Here is a 16,719-nt window from a genome sequence, read left to right as displayed (position 1 = left end):
GTGGATTTTGCCGACCTTTACGTAAACGTCAACTAGCTATCAAAAAAAAGCAGCCGCGCAGGCTGCTTTCTTCCACTACGTGCTGCTTTAGTGCTGGCCGCGCAGCTTGCGCAGACGCTGGATTGCCGCGAGCTGCGCCGTCGCGTACGCGAGTTCCGCCTGTGCGGTCGCGTACTCGAGGTTCGAGCCCGTGTTCTGCAGCGCCTCTTCCGCACGCTTGCGTGCGTCTTCGGCCTTGGCTTCGTCGAGATCCTTGCCGCGGATCGCGGTGTCGGCGAGAACCGTCACTGCACCCGGTTGGACCTCGAGGATGCCGCCGGCGACGAACACAAACTCTTCTTCGCCGTTTTCAACTTCGATGCGCACCGCACCCGGACGGATCCGCGTGATGAGCGGCGTGTGGCCCGGCAGAATGCCGAGTTCACCCGCTTCGCCTGGCAGCGCGACGAACTTCGCCTGGCCCGAAAAGATTTGCTCTTCCGCGCTGACGACGTCTACTTTAATGGTTGCCATATGTGTCGACTCCTGTCGACGAGAGTTAGCGCTTGAGTGCTGACTCCCGTCCCATGCAAGGCGGGTTGAGCGTAATCAGAGACGCTGGCTTTGCGCAACACTACCGTTTTGGCAGCCGTGATGCGCGAGGTCGGCGCCCGCTTCGTTACACCCGACCTTTACTGGATCTTCTTGGCTTTTTCGAAGGCTTCGTCGATCGTGCCGACCATGTAGAACGCTTGCTCCGGCAGGTGGTCGCACTCGCCTTCGACGATCATCTTGAAGCCACGGATCGTTTCCTTCAGCGGCACGTACTTGCCCGGCGAACCCGTGAACACTTCAGCGACGTGGAACGGCTGCGACAGGAAACGCTGAATCTTACGAGCGCGCGCGACGGCGAGCTTGTCTTCCGGCGCGAGTTCGTCCATGCCCAGAATCGCGATAATGTCGCGCAGTTCCTTATAGCGCTGCAGCGTTTGCTGCACGCCGCGCGTGATCGAATAGTGCTCTTCGCCGATCACGTGCGGGTCGATCTGACGCGAGGTCGAATCGAGCGGGTCCACCGCGGGGTAGATACCGAGCGAAGCGATGTCACGCGACAGCACGACGGTTGCGTCGAGGTGGCCGAAGGTCGTAGCCGGCGACGGGTCGGTCAAGTCGTCTGCAGGGACGTACACGGCCTGCACCGACGTGATCGAGCCAGTCTTGGTCGACGTAATACGCTCTTGCAACTTACCCATTTCTTCAGCCAGCGTCGGCTGATAGCCCACTGCCGACGGCATACGGCCGAGCAGTGCCGACACTTCGGTACCGGCCAGCGTGAAACGGTAGATGTTGTCGACGAAGAACAGCACGTCGAGGCCTTCGTCACGGAAGTGCTCGGCCATCGTCAGGCCGGTCAGCGCGACGCGCAGACGGTTGCCCGGCGGCTCGTTCATCTGGCCGTACACCAGCGCGACCTTGTCGAGAACGTTCGAGTCCTTCATTTCATGATAGAAGTCGTTCCCTTCGCGGGTACGCTCGCCCACACCGGCGAACACGGAGTAACCACCGTGTTCCTTCGCGATGTTGTTGATCAGTTCCATCATGTTCACGGTCTTGCCCACGCCGGCGCCACCGAACAGACCCACCTTACCGCCCTTCGCGAACGGGCAGATCAGGTCGATAACCTTGATGCCGGTTTCGAGCAGCTCGGTCGACGGCGACAGTTGGTCGAACGCCGGAGCCTTCTGGTGGATCGCACGCGTGGTTTCGCTCGAGATCGGGCCGGCTTCGTCGATCGGACGGCCAAGCACGTCCATGATACGGCCGAGGGTCGGCTTGCCGACCGGCACGCTGATCGGGTTGCCCGTGTTCTTCACGATCGTGCCGCGGCGCAGACCATCCGAAGCACCCAGACAGATGGTACGGACCACGCCGTCGCCCAGCTGCTGCTGGACTTCGAGCGTCAGTTCCGAACCTTCCAGAATGAGCGCGTCGTAGATCTTCGGCATGGTTTCACGCGGAAATTCCACGTCGATCACCGCGCCGATGCACTGTACGATCTTGCCTTCTACCAAAGCAGTAGTACTCATCGCTTTTCCTTTAGATACTCAATTCTTCACTCGCGCAAAGGCGCAGTTTCTCCGATGGGCGCGCCGCTCGGGCGCACACGCAACGACCTGCCTGACCGGGGTCAGACGGCCGCCGCTCCACCGACGATTTCCGACAGTTCTTTCGTGATCGCGGCCTGACGGCTCTTGTTGTAGACGAGCTGCAGATCGTTGATGACCGTCTTCGCGTTGTCCGAAGCGGCTTTCATCGCGACCATGCGGGCCGACTGCTCCGATGCCATGTTTTCCGCGACGGCCTGATAGACCAGCGCTTCGACATAACGCACCAGCAGTTCGTCCACCACTGCCTGCGCATCCGGCTCGTAGATGTAGTCCCACTGCGTGCTCGGCGTCGTACCGTCTTCTTCCGTGCGCTCGAACTGGTCCGCCGACAATGGCAGCAGTTGCTCGATCACCGGCTCCTGCTTCATCGTGTTGACGAAGCGCGTGTACGCGAGGTACACCGCCGAAATCTTCCCTTCCGAGTACAGGTCGAGCTGCACCTTCACAGCGCCGATCAGTTTTTCCAGATGCGGCGTATCGCCCAGTTGCACGACGTTCGAGACGACTTTCGCCTGCAGGCGGTTCAGGAAGCCCAGACCCCTGCTGCCGATCGCGGTTGCCTCGAACGTCTTGCCCTGGCCTTCCAGTTCCTTGAACTTCTGCAGCGACGCACGCAGCACGTTGGTGTTCATCCCCCCGCACAGACCTTTATCAGTCGTGACGAGGATGATGCCGGCCGCCTTCGCGCCTTCGTTCGACACCATGAACGGGTGACGATACTCCGGGTTCGCACGGCTCATGTGCGCGGCGATATCGCGGACCTTGTCGGCATACGGGCGAGCAGCGCGCATGCGCTCCTGAGCGCGGCGCATCTTCGATGCGGCCACCATCTCCATCGCTTTCGTGATCTTGCGCGTGTTTTGCACGCTCTTGATCTTGCCGCGAATTTCCTTCATTCCAGCCATTGCTTGCTCCTTTGTCGGCCCGAGTTAGCGCTTTAGCGCTTACTCGGGTCCCATGCAATGCGGCCGAAGTAGCGCGGGAGCATTCGCATGCGGCCCGCGCCGCTTCAAGGTCCGTTTATGCCTTGCGGATCACTCGCGGATCAATAAGCGCCGGACTTCTTGAAGTCTTTGACGGCCGTGTGCAGCAGGCCTTCGTCGTCCTTCGAGAGTTCCTTGGTGTCTTCGATACGCTTGACCAGGTCAGCATGGCTCGACTTCAGGTGGTCGCGCAAGCCCTTTTCGAACGGCAGGACTTGAGCAACTTCGAGGTCGTCGAGATAGCCGTTGTTCGCCGCGAACAGCGACACAGCCAGTTCCCACACCTGCAGCGGCTGATACTGCGGCTGCTTCAGCAGTTCCGTCACGCGGCGGCCGCGCTCGAGCTGCTTGCGGGTCGCTTCGTCGAGGTCCGATGCGAACTGCGCGAACGCAGCGAGTTCACGGTACTGCGCGAGGTCGGTACGGATACCGCCCGACAGCTTCTTCACGACCTTCGTCTGAGCCGCGCCACCCACACGCGACACCGACACGCCAGCGTTAATCGCCGGGCGGATACCTGCGTTGAAAAGGTCGGTTTCAAGAAAGATCTGGCCGTCGGTAATCGAGATCACGTTCGTCGGAACGAATGCGGTCACGTCGCCTGCCTGCGTTTCGATGACCGGCAGTGCCGTCAGCGAACCGCTCTTGCCCTTCACTTCGCCGTTGGTGAACTTCTCGACGTACTCTTCCGACACGCGAGCAGCACGCTCAAGCAGACGCGAGTGTAGATAGAACACGTCACCCGGATAAGCTTCACGGCCCGGCGGGCGGCGCAGCAGCAGCGAGATCTGACGGTATGCCCAAGCCTGCTTGGTCAAGTCGTCATAAACGATCAGCGCGTCCTGACCGCGGTCGCGGAAGTATTCGCCCATCGTGCAGCCGGCGTACGGTGCGAGGTACTGCATCGCAGCCGATTCCGAAGCCGAAGCGGACACGACGATCGTGTATTCCAGCGCGCCGGTTTCTTCCAGCTTGCGCACCACGTTCATGATCGACGAAGCTTTCTGGCCGATCGCGACGTAGATACAGAAGAGGTTCTTGCCCTTCTGGTTGATGATCGCGTCGACTGCGACTGCGGTCTTGCCGCACTGACGGTCGCCGATGATCAGCTCACGCTGGCCACGGCCGATCGGCACCATCGCGTCGATCGACTTCAGACCGGTCTGGACCGGTTCCGAAACCGACTTACGCCAGATCACGCCCGGTGCAATCTTTTCGATTGCATCGGTCTTCTTCGCGTTGATCGGGCCTTTGCCGTCGATCGGGTTGCCGAGTGTATCGACTACGCGGCCGAGCAGTTCCGGACCCACCGGCACTTCGAGAATGCGGCCCGTCGTCTTGACGATGTCGCCTTCCGAAATGTGTTCGTATTCACCCAGAATCACGGCGCCGACCGAGTCGCGCTCGAGGTTCAGCGCGAGACCGAAGGTGTTGCCCGGAAATTCGAGCATTTCGCCCTGCATCACTTCCGACAGGCCGTGGATACGCACGATACCGTCGGTCACGGAGATCACGGTGCCCTGGTTGCGAACGTCTGCGCTCGCGTCAAGGCCCTGGATCCGGCTCTTGATCAGCTCGCTGATCTCAGAGGGATTGAGTTGCATTATTCGCTCCTGATAGTCAATTCTGTTGCGTGCCAGCCGCTAAAACGCGAAGCGCTTCAGGCCGTCAGGGCCGTTTGCATGCTGGCGAGCCGCGCGCGGACCGAGGTATCGAGCACTTCGTCGCCGACCGTCACGCGTACGCCGCCGATCAGCGAGTGATCGACTTCGACCGTCGGCTTCAGCTTGCGCTTGAACTTGCGTTCGAGGCTTGCGACGAGTTCGTTCAACTGCGCACCTTCGAGCGGGAATGCGCTGACGATCAGCACATCTGCTGCCCCTTCGCGGGCGTTCTTCAACTCTTCGAACTGCGAGGCGATTTCCGGCAGCAGCTGCAGGCGATGGTTGTCCACCAGCATCTGCACCAGATTCTTCGCTTGCGCGTCGTCCTTGAGCGGCGACTTGACCGCGGCCAGCAGGAGATCGCTTACCTGGGCACGGCTCACTTTCGGGCTCGAGGCGATCGACAGCACTTCGGGCAGACGCGCAACCTGTGCCAGCTCCTGCACGAGCGTGGACCAGGCGGCGATGTCACCAGCTTCGGCCACGCCAAACAGCGCTTCCGCGTACGGACGGGCGATGGTTGCAAGTTCGGCCATGATCAGAGCTCGGCTTTCAGTTGATTCAGCAGGTCAGCATGAGCCGCCTGGTCGACTTCGCGCTGCAGGATCTGTTCAGCGCCCTTCACAGCGAGTGCAGCAACTTCGCCACGCAGCGCTTCGCGCGCCTTCACGACTTGCTGATCCGCGTCGGCCTTCGCCTGCGCGATGATGCGGGCGGCTTCCGCCTGCGCCTGAGCCTTGATTTCGTCGGCGACTGCGACAGCGCGCTTTTCAGCGTCGGCAATGCGTTGCTGGCCGTCGTTGCGAGCCTGAGCCAGTTCCTGGTCGACGCGCTTGTGAGCGGCTTCGAGTTCCTGCTTGCCCTTTTCCGCGGCGGACAGACCGTCGGCGATCTTCCTCGCGCGCTCATCGATGGCGTTGATCAGCGGCGGCCACACGAATTTCATCGTGAACCACGCGAGGATCAGGAACACGACCATTTGCGCAAACAGGGTTGCGTTGAGATTCACGGTGTTTCCTTAAACGTTGCTAGTTCGGAAAGTGAAACGGCAAGGCGCTCATCGATTCTGCTCGATCAGCGCCCCAGTACCCGTTCCGCCCTGCGCCTTTACCAGTTATAGCTCAGGCGCAAACCTCCGAGGAACCTCAGCCTGCCAGCTTCGAGAGCAGCGGGTTCGCGAACGCAAACAGCATTGCCACACCAACGCCAATCAGGAACGCCGCATCGATCAGACCAGCCAGCAGGAACATCTTGGTTTGCAGCGGGTTCATCAGTTCCGGTTGACGGGCGCACGCTTCAATGTACTTGCCGCCCATCAGACCGATACCGATACAGGCGCCGATAGCACCCAGGCCGATGATGATGCCGATACCGATGGCGGTCAGACCCTGGATGTTGGCGATGAAAGCTTGCATGATCACTCCTTTGTGAAAAGTCTTTTAGAACTGGTTGGAACTGGGATTTGAAAAACTACGATTCTTTTACCGACGGCGCAGGTTAGTGCGTGTCGTGTGCCTGGCCGATGTACACCAGCGTCAGCATCATGAAAATGAACGCCTGCAGCAGAACGATCAGGATGTGGAAGATTGACCACACTGTGCCGGCGACCACGTGGCCGATGAAGCCAAGCACCGTCGTGTCCGCGCCGAAGCTCCAGAGGCTGCCGAGCAGGGCAATCAGCAGGAACAACAGTTCGCCCGCGTACATGTTGCCGAACAACCGCATGCCGAGCGAGACCGTCTTCGCGACGAACTCGATGATGTTCAGTGCGAGGTTCGGGATCCACAGCAGCGGATGCGCGCCGAACGGAGCGGACAGCAGTTCACGCACGAAGCCGCCAGCGCCCTTGATCTTGAAGTTGTAGTAAATCATCAGCACGAACACGCCGAGCGCGATACCGATCGTGCCGTTCAGGTCGGCGGTCGGCACGATGCGGTGGTGCGGGATGGCTTCGGACAGACCCAGCCAGCCGATCACACGGCCCGGCAGGTCGACGGGTATGAAGTCGAGTGAGTTCATTAGCGCGACCCAGACGAACACGGTCAGCGCGAGCGGCGCGATGAAGGTGCGCGAGCCGTGGATCATGGCCTTCGATTGATCCTCGACCATTTCGACAAGCATTTCGATCGCGCATTGGAAGCGACCCGGCACGCCGGCCGTTGCCTTGCGGGCTGCCAGATGCAGCACGAAGATCGTGACGAGGCCGCACACGATCGACCAGAAAAGGGTGTCGAGATTCCACACATGGATGTCGAAAATCGACGTCTGGTGTGCGGTGGAAAAGTTCTGCAAGTGGTGCGCGATGTACTCGGACGGATCCATTGCGCGCGTGCCTTCGCTAGCTGCCATATCGTTAAAGCCACCCAAATTGTCGAAAATCGTTCGAGGCCGCTCCCGCCGGAACACTGTGTTGCGGGAACGCGCCGGGTGCGGGCCCTGTCTCACCCGCACACCCGTGCCGGCGCTGCGCGCCGGCCTTAAATTCTTTTTGCTGCTGTTTTTTGTGCTGCTACCTTAGCGCCACGCCAAGGCGATCCAGTAAGTCTTCAGCGCGATGAGGTAGGTCACGAGCAGCGGAATCCAGCGTACGTCGTGATACCAGAAGGCGATTGCGACAAACATCGCAACCGTTGTCCCCATCTTGAGTGCTTCGCCGATCATCCAGCTCATCACGGTCTCGGCGCCGCCCTGCTTTTTCAGTCGTGCCGCGAACAACGCGCCCGGCACCCAGCAGATCGCCCCCCCGAGGAACGCGGACAGCGCAGCAGCGCCCGGCGGCTTGTAGAACAGCCACCACAACAGCGTTGCGACCAGGGACAAAACCATTTGCGCTGCGACGACCCTGAACGGCGTTACGCGCGATGGACGACCCACGCCGGGACCAAACAGCTTTTCCGCCTCGGCCCGCGTGAGCGGAACGATATTGTTATCTTCCTGAGCGTCATCCCACGCTTCGGCCGGATCGAACTGCCGACTGGAGGACATCTCGGGTGCGGAGCGTTCAGCGCGGTGTCTGTCGTCACCATTCTCCGGCGACAGATTCGACGTTTTGACCGCCATCGCAATGTTCCGAAAGTCTCGTTCAGCCCGCGAGTTTACGCAGCGCTTACGGGGTTGCCGTGCAATTAAATCCGGGCGATTGTAAGCGATAGTTGCAGGCAATTCAAGACTTTAGGCCAGCCTATAACCGCGTGAAACTTCCCTTCACGATGCGGTAAAACGTACGCTAACGACGCGAAACACGTCAAATGTAAGGCGGGCGGGGGCGGCAAAACCCGTGCGGGTGGTCGCGTGGATCGAAGCTCGTTGGCAGTGCGTTCCGACGCAGCGGCAGACGTCTCGAAAATGCAACAAATGCGTCTTTTTTAAGGGCTGAACGGGATAGCTCTTCTAATGAGCTGAATCAGCCTCACCGCAAATTTCGATGATGATCGGGTCGCTTTTGATAGCGGCTCGTCAGGATGATTATCGCGTGAATGTGGAGCGTCTGAAGCTAGGATTCCTGATTATTCGTGCATCGGTTGTTTTGGAATCCGCATAGTCGCTCGCACCGAGGTAGACCAACTCGCGGCAGTGCTCATGCACAGGCCGCCAGCCGTTCACCACTCTTGCCTGCTGAGCGCCAATCTGTGCTCAGACGTTCGCGTTCCCTCGCAAACGAACCAGAATGCCTTCCAGCGCGTCGAGATCGCCGAAGTCCACCAGCACCTGGCCGCGACCGCGTCGGCCGAGCTTGATTTTCACCGTAGCGGACAGCAGGTCCGACAGTTCCTCTTCCAGGCGTCGCGTGTCACGGCCGCCGTCCGGATTCGCGCGGGCCTTGGCCGCCGGCGTCACCTTCGTGGTCATCGCAACCAGCTTTTCCGTCTCGCGCACAGACAGGCGCTTGTTGACGACCTGGTTGGCCAGCGTGATCTGCGTCGCGGCATCGACGGCGAGCAGCGCGCGAGCGTGGCCCATGTCGAGATCGCCGGCGAGCAACATCGTCTGTACCGGTGTCGCAAGGTTCAGCAGACGCAGCAGGTTCGACACCGCGCTGCGCGAGCGGCCCACCGACTCTGCCGCCTGCTCATGTGTGAAATTGAATTCGTCGAGCAGGCGCTGGATACCCTGGGCCTCCTCGAGGGGATTCAGATCCTCGCGCTGGATGTTTTCGATCAGCGCCATCGCCGCGGCGGCCTGGTCGGGCACGTCCTTCACAAGCACCGGCACCTCGTCGAGGCCCGCAAGCCGCGCCGCGCGAAAACGCCGCTCCCCCGCGATGATCTCATAGCGGTCCGCCGCGATCGGACGCACGAGAATCGGCTGCATCAGCCCTTGCGCGCGGATGCTCGCCGCAAGCTCCTGCAGCGCGCCTTCGTCCATGCGCGTGCGCGGCTGGTATTTGCCCGCCTGCATCTTGCCGAGCGGCAATACGTTCGGCGCGCCGTCGATCACCGCTGCCTCGGTGATATCGGCGGTGCCGCCGAGCAATGCCTCCAGACCGCGGCCCAGTCCCTTCTTTCTTGCTACTGCGTTCATCGTGCTTCCTCGATCCGCTTAGGATGCCTGGGGCGCGTCATTCAGCGCGCGCACCCGCTCAATCATTTCGACGCCGAACTGCACGTACGCCTGCGCGCCTCGCGACGCCCTGTCGAACACCACACCGGGCAGCCCATAGCTGGGCGCCTCGGCCAATCGCACGTTGCGTGGAATCACCGCGTCGAAGACCTTGTCGCCGAAGTGCTCTTTCAATTGATCCGAGACTTGCTGTTGCAACGTAATGCGCGGATCGAACATGACGCGCAGCAGACCGATCACCTTGAGGTCGCGATTCAGATTCGCATGGACCTGCTTGATCGTGTTGACGAGGTCGGACAGCCCTTCGAGCGCGAAGTATTCGCACTGCATCGGAATGACGACGCCGTGCGCGGCGCATAGTCCGTTGAGCGTCAGCAGTGACAAAGCCGGCGGGCAATCGATCAGCACGAAATCGTACTCGCCCTCGACCCCGGCGAGCGCCGCCTTCAGTTGACGCTCGCGATTCTGCATGCTGACGAGTTCGACCTCGGCGCCCGCGAGCTCACGGTTCGCGGGAAGCACGTCGTATCCGACCGCCTCGGGCCGTACGCGGGCATCGGCCACCGACACGTTGTCCACGAGCACCTCGTAGACCGTGTTCGTACATTCGGCCTTGTCGATACCGCTGCCCATCGTGGCGTTGCCTTGCGGGTCAAGATCGATGAGAAGGACTCGCTGTCCCTGCGCTGCCAGGCTCGCGGCCAGATTGACTGTGGTGGTCGTCTTGCCGACGCCGCCCTTCTGGTTCGCAACGCAGAAGATTTTTGCCATCGTTGGTGTGTCCCTTTTGCTGCTTGGATGAAGTGAAAATCGTTGAGGGTGCTGACAGGCCGAAGTGGCCGTCAGCTTTCGGGGTCCACTCGCACCTCGATCAGATGCCGCTCGGCATCGAGCGACGGCACGTTCAGCCGGATGATCTGTTCCACGTGAGCGCCCGCCGGCAGACGCGCGATTTCGGCATTCGGCCGCATACCCTTCATCGCCCAAATTGCGCCCTGCTCCGCAACCAGATGACGGGCCAGTGTAACGAAATCCGAGAGTTCTGCGAACGCGCGCGAGACAATTACGTCGAACTTTGCCGGTACTTCGGCGCCAGGCCGCAGCGTCTCCACCCGACCGGTCACAATCGACAGGTTCGCGAGGCCCAGTTCCGCCTTCGCCTGCGACTGAAAGGCAGTCTTCTTATGGACGATGTCGTTCGTCGTGATGGTCCAATCGGGCAGCACGATCGCGAGCACGATGCCCGGCAGCCCCCCGCCCGAACCGACGTCGAGCACCGACGACGGCCCGCGCGGCGCCAGGTGCGGCACGATCGATAGCGAATCGAGAATGTGCTGGATTAGCATCTGCCTCGGATCGCGGATCGCTGTCAGGTTGTAGACGTTGTTCCACTTCGCGAGCAGCGCGACGTAATCGAGCAGCTTGCGCTGCTGCGCGTCGCTGAGTTCGAGACCAAGTTCGCGGACACCGTCCGCCAGCAATGACGCCAAGGCCTGCTGGTCGATTCCCCTCTGCGCTGCCGTCATTGAACCACCGGCGTGCTGTCGGCGCCGGGCTCGGTGGACTTCGACGGACGACGCCCGAGGCCACGCTTCAGATGGACCATCAGCAGCGAGATGGCGGCAGGCGTGATACCGGAGATACGCGACGCCTGTCCGATCGTTTCCGGCCGGAACTGCATCAACTTCTGGCGAGCTTCGAACGACAGCCCACGGACCTCGGTGTAGTCCAGCCCTTCAGGCAGACGCGTGTTCTCTTGCGCCTCGTTGCGTTCGATCTCACCGGCCTGTCGGTCGATGTAGCCCTGATATTTGACGCCAATTTCGATCTGTTCCTTGATTTGCGCGAGCAGCACGGGGTCTTCCGCAAGTACTTCGGGCGCGCCACAGGTGCCGTCACGCAGCCCGCAGACGCCGTCGTAGCTGACGCCCGGACGACGCAGCAGGTCCGCGAGACTGTATTCGTGGTCGATTGGCTTGCCAAGCAAGGCGGTCGCCTCTTCTGCCGATAAGGTCTTAGGATTGACCCAGGTTGAACGCAAGCGCTGTGTTTCACGTGAAACAGCGTCACGCTTGCGACTGAAGGCGTCCCAGCGAGCGTCATCGACCACGCCGAGTTCGCGCCCGATCTCCGTCAGCCGCGTATCGGCGTTGTCTTCGCGCAAGCTCAGACGGTACTCCGCGCGGCTCGTGAACATCCGGTACGGCTCGGACACCCCGCGCGTGACTAGATCGTCCACGAGCACGCCGAGATAAGCCTGGTCGCGACGCGGACACCATGCTTCCTTGCCTTGCACAAACAGACCGGCGTTGATGCCGGCCAGAGTGCCCTGTGCAGCTGCCTCCTCGTAGCCGGTCGTACCGTTGATCTGTCCGGCGAAGAACAGGCCACTGATCACCTTCGTTTCTAGCGATGCCTTCAGGCCACGCGGATCGAAATAGTCGTACTCGATCGCGTAGCCCGGGCGCAGGATATGCGCATGCTCGAGCCCGCGCATGGAACGCACCAACTCGAGCTGCACGTCGAAGGGCAGGCTCGTCGAGATCCCGTTCGGATAGAACTCGTTGGTCGTCAGACCTTCCGGCTCGAGGTAGATCTGATGCGATTCCTTCGACGCAAACCGGTGAATCTTGTCCTCGATCGACGGGCAATAGCGTGGCCCCACCCCCTCGATCACGCCCGTGTACATTGGCGAACGATCGAGACCACCGCGAATGATGTCGTGTGTCCGTTGATTCGTATGCGTGACCCAGCACGGCACCTGGCGCGGGTGCTGCTCGACACGCCCGAGGAACGAAAACACCGGCACCGGGTCCAGATCGCCGGGCTGCTCTTCGAGCTGCGAATAGTCGATCGTGCGACCGTCGATTCGCGGTGGCGTACCGGTCTTGAGCCGGCCCTGCGGTAGCTTCAGCTCTTTCAACCGCGCCGACAGCGAAACCGCAGCCGGGTCGCCCGCGCGTCCGCCTGTGTAGTTGTTCAACCCCACGTGAATCTTGCCGTCGAGGAACGTGCCCGCCGTCAGCACCACCGCGCGCGACCGGAAACGAATACCCACTTGCGTGATGGCGCCGACCACGCGGTCGCCCTCGACCATCAGATCGTCGACGGCCTGCTGAAATAGCCAGAGGTTCGGCTGATTCTCTAGACGATGGCGGATCGCCGCTTTGTACAGCATGCGGTCAGCCTGAGCGCGCGTCGCGCGGACCGCCGGTCCTTTCGACGAATTCAGGATCCGAAACTGGATGCCGCTTTCGTCGGTAGCGGCCGCCATGGCGCCGCCCAGCGCGTCGACCTCCTTGACCAGGTGGCCTTTGCCTATGCCGCCAATCGACGGATTGCAGCTCATCTGACCAAGGGTCTCGATGTTATGGGTCAAAAGCAGCGTTTTGTTGCCCATGCGCGCCGACGCCAAAGCAGCTTCGGTGCCGGCATGACCGCCACCGACGACGATTACGTCAAATTCTGAGGGAAAAAGCATCGCGGGATCTCACGCCAGATCGTCGCGTGAGCCTTCAAAAGAAATGTATGGGCGAATTATAACGGGTTCGGTTTCGGCCCGAATTTCGTCCGAATGGTGAAGCAATAAAAAAGCGGTGTGTTTCACGTGAAACACACCGCTTCCAGAGACAGCGATCAGCGAAATAAGTGCGGGCTTATGCGACCTTTTTGGCAAGACCGAGATAGGTTTCGATCACCCGGGGATTTTGCGCGAGGTCGGTCGCCGGTCCTTCCAGTGCCAACTCGCCGGTTTCCAGCACGTAGCCGTAGTCCGAGATCTGCAATGCAGCGCGCGCGTTCTGCTCGATCAGCAGCGTCGCGACGCCCGTCTGCCGCAAGGCGCTGATGATGTGAAAGATTTCCTTCACGATCAGCGGCGCGAGACCGAGGCTCGGCTCGTCCAGCATCAGCAGATCGGGCTTGCCCATCAGGGCGCGGCCGACCGCGAGCATCTGCCGCTCGCCGCCGGAAAGCGTGCCGGCCGCCTGCTTGCGCCGCTCCTTCAGCCGCGGAAACAGTTCGAACACCGGTTCCAGCTGATCGAGAAAGTTGCGCTCCCCTGCTCGCTTGCGCCGGTAGGCGCCAAGCAGCAGATTGTCCTCGACGGTCATCGAAGCGAAAAGCTCGCGCTTTTCCGGCACCAGGCACATACCAAGCGCAACGCGTTTTTCGACCGGCATCGCGCTGACCTCGTCGCCCTGATAGGAAACCGCGCCTTTCGCATGACCGGACGTCGGCAACGCGCCCATGATCGCATTCAGCAGCGTCGACTTTCCCGCGCCGTTCGGGCCGATCACGGAGACGATCTGCCCCGCCCGCACCTTGATCGCCGCATTGTGCAGCGCTTCAACCTTGCCGTAGCGGACGGACAGTTGGCTCACTTCGAGAATCGGTCCCGCCGACGCCACGCCGGTCGTTGTCATGTCGTCCATCATTCCACCCCACCCAGATACGCTTCGAGCACCGCCGGATCCTGCTGGACTTCCTGCGGCAGGCCCTCAGCGATCCGCGTGCCGAACTCCATCACCACGAGCCGGTCCGTCAAATTCATCACGAAATCCATGTCGTGCTCGACGAGCAGCACGCTCATCCCTTCTGTCTTCAGTCTGCGCAGCAGTTCGGCGAGCTGAAGCTTTTCCTGATACCGGAGACCAGCGGCCGGTTCATCGAGCAATAGCAGAGTCGGGTCGCAGCACAGGGCGCGCGCAATTTCGAGAATCCGCTGTTGACCAAGCGCCAGGCTACCCGCTTCGTCATACATGTGCTGTTCGAGGCCGACGCGGCGAATCTGCCGAGCGGCTTCGGCCATCAACCGCTGCTCTTCGGAGCTGTTCAGCCGCACGACACTGCGCCACACGCCCGCATGGCCACGTAGATGCGCACCGATCGCGACGTTCTCGAGCACGGTCATACCCGGCAGCAGCTTCACGTGCTGGAACGTCCGGCCGATGCCGCGCTTGACGATTTCACGCGAACTCAGCGCATCGATGCGCTCGCCGCGGAACGTGATCTCGCCGCTCGTCGCCTGCAGCACACCGGTCACGAGATTGAAGGTCGTCGACTTGCCTGCGCCGTTCGGTCCGATCAGCCCGATGATCTGCCCTGCTTTGACCTCGAAGCTGACGTCGTTCACCGCGACGAGACCGCCGAACTGCTTGCGCGCCTTGTTCACCGTCAGCAGGTCTTCGCCGGTCTGTGGCTTGTTGCGCTGCGGCAGAGGATCCGCGTGATCGGCGAGATGCGCCCGCGGGCCACGCGGGAAAAAGCGCGCGACGAACGGCCAGACGCCCTGCCGCGCGTACTGCAGAAGCAGCACCATGACGATGCCGAACACGATCACTTCGAAGTTGCCGTTCTCGCCGAGCAGTTTTGGCAGCAGCGTCTGCAAATAATCCTGCAGCACGGTCAGGATCGCCGCGCCGAGCACCGCGCCCCAGACGTGCGAGACGCCGCCCACCACCGCCATGAACAGGAACTCGATGCCGTGATTCAGTCCAAACGGCGTCGGATTCACGGCGCGCTGCAAGTGCGCGTACAGAAAACCCGAGACCGACGCAAGCACCGCCGCATAGACGAAAATCACGACGCGCATCCAGCCGGTGTTGACGCCCATTGCCTCGGCCATCAGACCACCGCCGCGCAACGCGCGGATTGCGCGACCCGGCCGGCTATTAAGAAGATTCTGAACAGAGACGACCGCACCGAGCACGACCACCCAGATCAGGTAATAGATATGGCGGCCGGACTCAAGATTGATCCCGAAAACATTCAACACCGGGATGCCGTTGATGCCGTCGTACTTGCCGAGCATGTCGAGATTGCCGAACAGGTAGAACAGCGCGAGCCCCCACGCAATCGTGCCGAGCGGCAGAAAGTGGCCGGATAGGCGCATCGTCACGAGACCGAGCATCAGCGCAACCAGGGCAGTGACGATCACGCCCGCGATCAGCGCGAGCCACGGCGACACGCCGAAGTTCGTCGTCAGATACGCGGTTGCATACGCGCCGATGCCAACGAACGCGGCCTGCCCGAAGCTCGTCATCCCGCCGATGCCGGTCAACAGCACGAGGCCGATCGCGACGATCGAATAGAGACCGATGTAGTTCAGCAGCGTGACCCAGTACTCGGGTACATGGATCGGATGCGGCAGAACCGGCAAAGCGAACAGCACCACGAGGAACAACCAGAAGAACTTCTTTTGCATGATTCGTTTCATCGTGTCACTCCGCTTCCTCTTCGGCGTGCGGGCTCGCCAGACTGCGCCACAGCAGCACCGGGATGATTAACGTGAACACGATCACTTCCTTATAAGCACTTGCCCAGAACGACGAATACGACTCCAGCAGACCAACGAGAATCGAGCCGGCCGCCGCCAGCGGATAGCTGACCAGACCGCCGATGATCGCGCCCACGAAGCCCTTCAAACCGATCAGGAAGCCCGAGTCGTAGTAGATCGTCGTGAGCGGCGCGACGAGGATGCCGCACAGTGCGCCGAGCCCCGCCGCAAGCGTGAATGCGAGGCGTCCCGCCTGCGTGGTGCCGATGCCGACGAGCCGCGCGCCGAGCCGGTTCACCGACGTCGCGCGCAACGCCTTGCCCGAAATCGAGCGATCGAAGTACAAATACAGCGCGCCGATCAGCACGGCCGCGGTGCCGATCACCCACAGGCTCTGTCCGGAGATCGACAACGTGCCGATGTTGAACGTCGCATCGGAAAACGCGTTGGTGCGCGAGCCTTCGGCGCCGAACATCACGAGGCCGAGACCGACCATCACGAAATGCACGGCCACCGCGACGATCAACAGCAGCAGCGTGGTCGCCTCCGCGATCGGCTCGTAGGCAAGGCGATACACGAACGGACCCATCGGAATCACGATCAGCAGCGTCAGCGCGATCTGCACGATCATCGGCAGCGGCTGCAGGAAGATGCCGCGCGTGAGCGCGTAGACCGCGATCGGAAACAGCAGGTACTTCCCCGCCAGCACGGGCAGCGTGCGCGCCGCATGACGACGCCGCCCAGCATGCCGCAAGACGGCCGCCGTCTCGACGACGAAGCATGCCGCGCCCATCGCCATCAACAGCCAGCAGGTGGCCGGAAACTTCTGCGTTTGCAGTGCGGCGAGCGTCAACGCACCGTACGAAACGAACTCCCCTTGCGGGATGAAGATCACCCGCGTGACGGAGAACACCAGCACCAGCGCAAGCGCGAGCAGCGCGTAGATCGCGCCGGTCGTGATGCCGTCCTGCGCGAGGATCGCCGCAATTGATAGATCCATACTTCCTCGTCCTGAAGCGTCGAAATCGAAAAACCGCGAAACAGTCGCGACGGCGCGGTGCGAAGCCGGCCATCGATCTGCATGTCAG

Annotated in this window: 16 protein-coding genes; all 16 read right to left on the bottom strand. The window is 61.5% G+C overall.

Annotation, left to right across the window (positions count from 1 at the left end; all coding sequences use genetic code 11):
- Window positions 1–87: 87 nt before the first annotated feature.
- The 16 genes from HDG34_RS14910 to HDG34_RS14835 all read right to left on the bottom strand — a co-directional run bounded on the left by HDG34_RS14910 (window position 88) and on the right by HDG34_RS14835 (window position 16,631).
- Complete coding sequence (locus HDG34_RS14910; protein ID WP_090802403.1) at window positions 88–513, bottom strand: F0F1 ATP synthase subunit epsilon; 426 nt, start codon at window positions 511–513, stop codon at window positions 88–90.
- Between the two features lie 158 nt (window positions 514–671).
- On the bottom strand, window positions 672–2,066 hold the full coding sequence (atpD, locus tag HDG34_RS14905; RefSeq protein ID WP_090802401.1) for a F0F1 ATP synthase subunit beta: 1,395 nt from the start codon (window positions 2,064–2,066) through the stop codon (window positions 672–674).
- 101 nt (window positions 2,067–2,167) lie between these two features.
- A complete protein-coding gene (atpG, locus tag HDG34_RS14900) occupies window positions 2,168–3,052 on the bottom strand; it encodes a F0F1 ATP synthase subunit gamma (protein WP_184061006.1) in 885 nt (294 codons plus the stop codon).
- A 140-nt stretch (window positions 3,053–3,192) separates the two neighbouring features.
- Window positions 3,193–4,734, bottom strand: coding sequence for a F0F1 ATP synthase subunit alpha (gene atpA / locus HDG34_RS14895; RefSeq protein ID WP_090802398.1), 1,542 nt, complete (start codon window positions 4,732–4,734; stop codon window positions 3,193–3,195).
- A 56-nt stretch (window positions 4,735–4,790) separates the two neighbouring features.
- Entirely contained in the window at window positions 4,791–5,330 is a 540-nt protein-coding gene (locus HDG34_RS14890; RefSeq protein ID WP_184051706.1) for a F0F1 ATP synthase subunit delta, read from the bottom strand.
- Between the two features lie 2 nt (window positions 5,331–5,332).
- On the bottom strand, window positions 5,333–5,803 hold the full coding sequence (locus HDG34_RS14885; protein WP_090802394.1) for a F0F1 ATP synthase subunit B: 471 nt from the start codon (window positions 5,801–5,803) through the stop codon (window positions 5,333–5,335).
- A 136-nt stretch (window positions 5,804–5,939) separates the two neighbouring features.
- The gene (gene atpE, locus HDG34_RS14880) at window positions 5,940–6,209 is read right to left on the bottom strand and encodes a F0F1 ATP synthase subunit C (protein WP_007180033.1); all 270 of its coding nucleotides are present in this window, start codon (window positions 6,207–6,209) and stop codon (window positions 5,940–5,942) included.
- 82 nt (window positions 6,210–6,291) lie between these two features.
- Window positions 6,292–7,143: a F0F1 ATP synthase subunit A gene (atpB, locus tag HDG34_RS14875; protein WP_184061005.1), complete on the bottom strand. Its 852-nt coding sequence runs from the start codon at window positions 7,141–7,143 to the stop codon at window positions 6,292–6,294.
- Between the two features lie 165 nt (window positions 7,144–7,308).
- On the bottom strand, window positions 7,309–7,854 hold the full coding sequence (locus tag HDG34_RS14870) for an ATP synthase subunit I (protein ID WP_184061004.1): 546 nt from the start codon (window positions 7,852–7,854) through the stop codon (window positions 7,309–7,311).
- Window positions 7,855–8,427: 573 nt separating this feature from the next.
- Entirely contained in the window at window positions 8,428–9,315 is an 888-nt protein-coding gene (locus HDG34_RS14865; RefSeq protein WP_090802389.1) for a ParB/RepB/Spo0J family partition protein, read from the bottom strand.
- Window positions 9,316–9,333: 18 nt separating this feature from the next.
- On the bottom strand, window positions 9,334–10,125 hold the full coding sequence (locus tag HDG34_RS14860; protein ID WP_090802387.1) for a ParA family protein: 792 nt from the start codon (window positions 10,123–10,125) through the stop codon (window positions 9,334–9,336).
- A gap of 71 nt (window positions 10,126–10,196) precedes the next feature.
- On the bottom strand, window positions 10,197–10,880 hold the full coding sequence (gene rsmG, locus HDG34_RS14855; RefSeq protein ID WP_184061003.1) for a 16S rRNA (guanine(527)-N(7))-methyltransferase RsmG: 684 nt from the start codon (window positions 10,878–10,880) through the stop codon (window positions 10,197–10,199).
- The gene (gene mnmG / locus HDG34_RS14850; RefSeq protein WP_184061002.1) at window positions 10,877–12,835 is read right to left on the bottom strand and encodes a tRNA uridine-5-carboxymethylaminomethyl(34) synthesis enzyme MnmG; all 1,959 of its coding nucleotides are present in this window, start codon (window positions 12,833–12,835) and stop codon (window positions 10,877–10,879) included. The genes rsmG and mnmG overlap by 4 nt, the downstream gene beginning before the upstream one ends.
- A 175-nt stretch (window positions 12,836–13,010) precedes the next feature.
- Complete coding sequence (locus tag HDG34_RS14845) at window positions 13,011–13,787, bottom strand: ABC transporter ATP-binding protein (protein ID WP_184061045.1); 777 nt, start codon at window positions 13,785–13,787, stop codon at window positions 13,011–13,013.
- Window positions 13,787–15,571, bottom strand: a complete 1,785-nt coding sequence (locus HDG34_RS14840) for an ATP-binding cassette domain-containing protein (RefSeq protein ID WP_184061001.1) — start codon at window positions 15,569–15,571, stop codon at window positions 13,787–13,789. The genes HDG34_RS14845 and HDG34_RS14840 overlap by 1 nt, the downstream gene beginning before the upstream one ends.
- Before the next feature lie 4 nt (window positions 15,572–15,575).
- Complete coding sequence (locus HDG34_RS14835) at window positions 15,576–16,631, bottom strand: branched-chain amino acid ABC transporter permease (RefSeq protein WP_184061000.1); 1,056 nt, start codon at window positions 16,629–16,631, stop codon at window positions 15,576–15,578.
- Window positions 16,632–16,719 lie beyond the last annotated feature (88 nt).

This window comes from Paraburkholderia sp. HC6.4b, assembly GCF_014200875.1.
Lineage (GTDB): Bacteria > Pseudomonadota > Gammaproteobacteria > Burkholderiales > Burkholderiaceae > Paraburkholderia > Paraburkholderia tuberum.
Note: the sequence above shows the minus strand (reverse complement) of the source record. Positions and strands in the feature narration are given on the sequence as shown.

What these genes read in the sequence shown, in the direction of transcription:
- atpG (WP_184061006.1), bottom strand. Translation starts at nt 3,052, where the DNA reads ATGGCTGGAATGAAGGAAATTCGCGGCAAGATCAAGAGCGTGCAAAAC.
- HDG34_RS14845 (WP_184061045.1), bottom strand. Translation starts at nt 13,787, where the DNA reads ATGGACGACATGACAACGACCGGCGTGGCGTCGGCGGGACCGATTCTC.
- atpD (WP_090802401.1), bottom strand. Translation starts at nt 2,066, where the DNA reads ATGAGTACTACTGCTTTGGTAGAAGGCAAGATCGTACAGTGCATCGGC.
- HDG34_RS14860 (WP_090802387.1), bottom strand. Translation starts at nt 10,125, where the DNA reads ATGGCAAAAATCTTCTGCGTTGCGAACCAGAAGGGCGGCGTCGGCAAG.
- HDG34_RS14910 (WP_090802403.1), bottom strand. Translation starts at nt 513, where the DNA reads ATGGCAACCATTAAAGTAGACGTCGTCAGCGCGGAAGAGCAAATCTTT.
- atpB (WP_184061005.1), bottom strand. Translation starts at nt 7,143, where the DNA reads ATGGCAGCTAGCGAAGGCACGCGCGCAATGGATCCGTCCGAGTACATC.
- HDG34_RS14840 (WP_184061001.1), bottom strand. Translation starts at nt 15,571, where the DNA reads ATGAAACGAATCATGCAAAAGAAGTTCTTCTGGTTGTTCCTCGTGGTG.
- HDG34_RS14835 (WP_184061000.1), bottom strand. Translation starts at nt 16,631, where the DNA reads ATGGATCTATCAATTGCGGCGATCCTCGCGCAGGACGGCATCACGACC.
- atpA (WP_090802398.1), bottom strand. Translation starts at nt 4,734, where the DNA reads ATGCAACTCAATCCCTCTGAGATCAGCGAGCTGATCAAGAGCCGGATC.
- HDG34_RS14865 (WP_090802389.1), bottom strand. Translation starts at nt 9,315, where the DNA reads ATGAACGCAGTAGCAAGAAAGAAGGGACTGGGCCGCGGTCTGGAGGCA.
- HDG34_RS14890 (WP_184051706.1), bottom strand. Translation starts at nt 5,330, where the DNA reads ATGGCCGAACTTGCAACCATCGCCCGTCCGTACGCGGAAGCGCTGTTT.
- HDG34_RS14870 (WP_184061004.1), bottom strand. Translation starts at nt 7,854, where the DNA reads ATGGCGGTCAAAACGTCGAATCTGTCGCCGGAGAATGGTGACGACAGA.
- rsmG (WP_184061003.1), bottom strand. Translation starts at nt 10,880, where the DNA reads ATGACGGCAGCGCAGAGGGGAATCGACCAGCAGGCCTTGGCGTCATTG.
- mnmG (WP_184061002.1), bottom strand. Translation starts at nt 12,835, where the DNA reads ATGCTTTTTCCCTCAGAATTTGACGTAATCGTCGTCGGTGGCGGTCAT.
- atpE (WP_007180033.1), bottom strand. Translation starts at nt 6,209, where the DNA reads ATGCAAGCTTTCATCGCCAACATCCAGGGTCTGACCGCCATCGGTATC.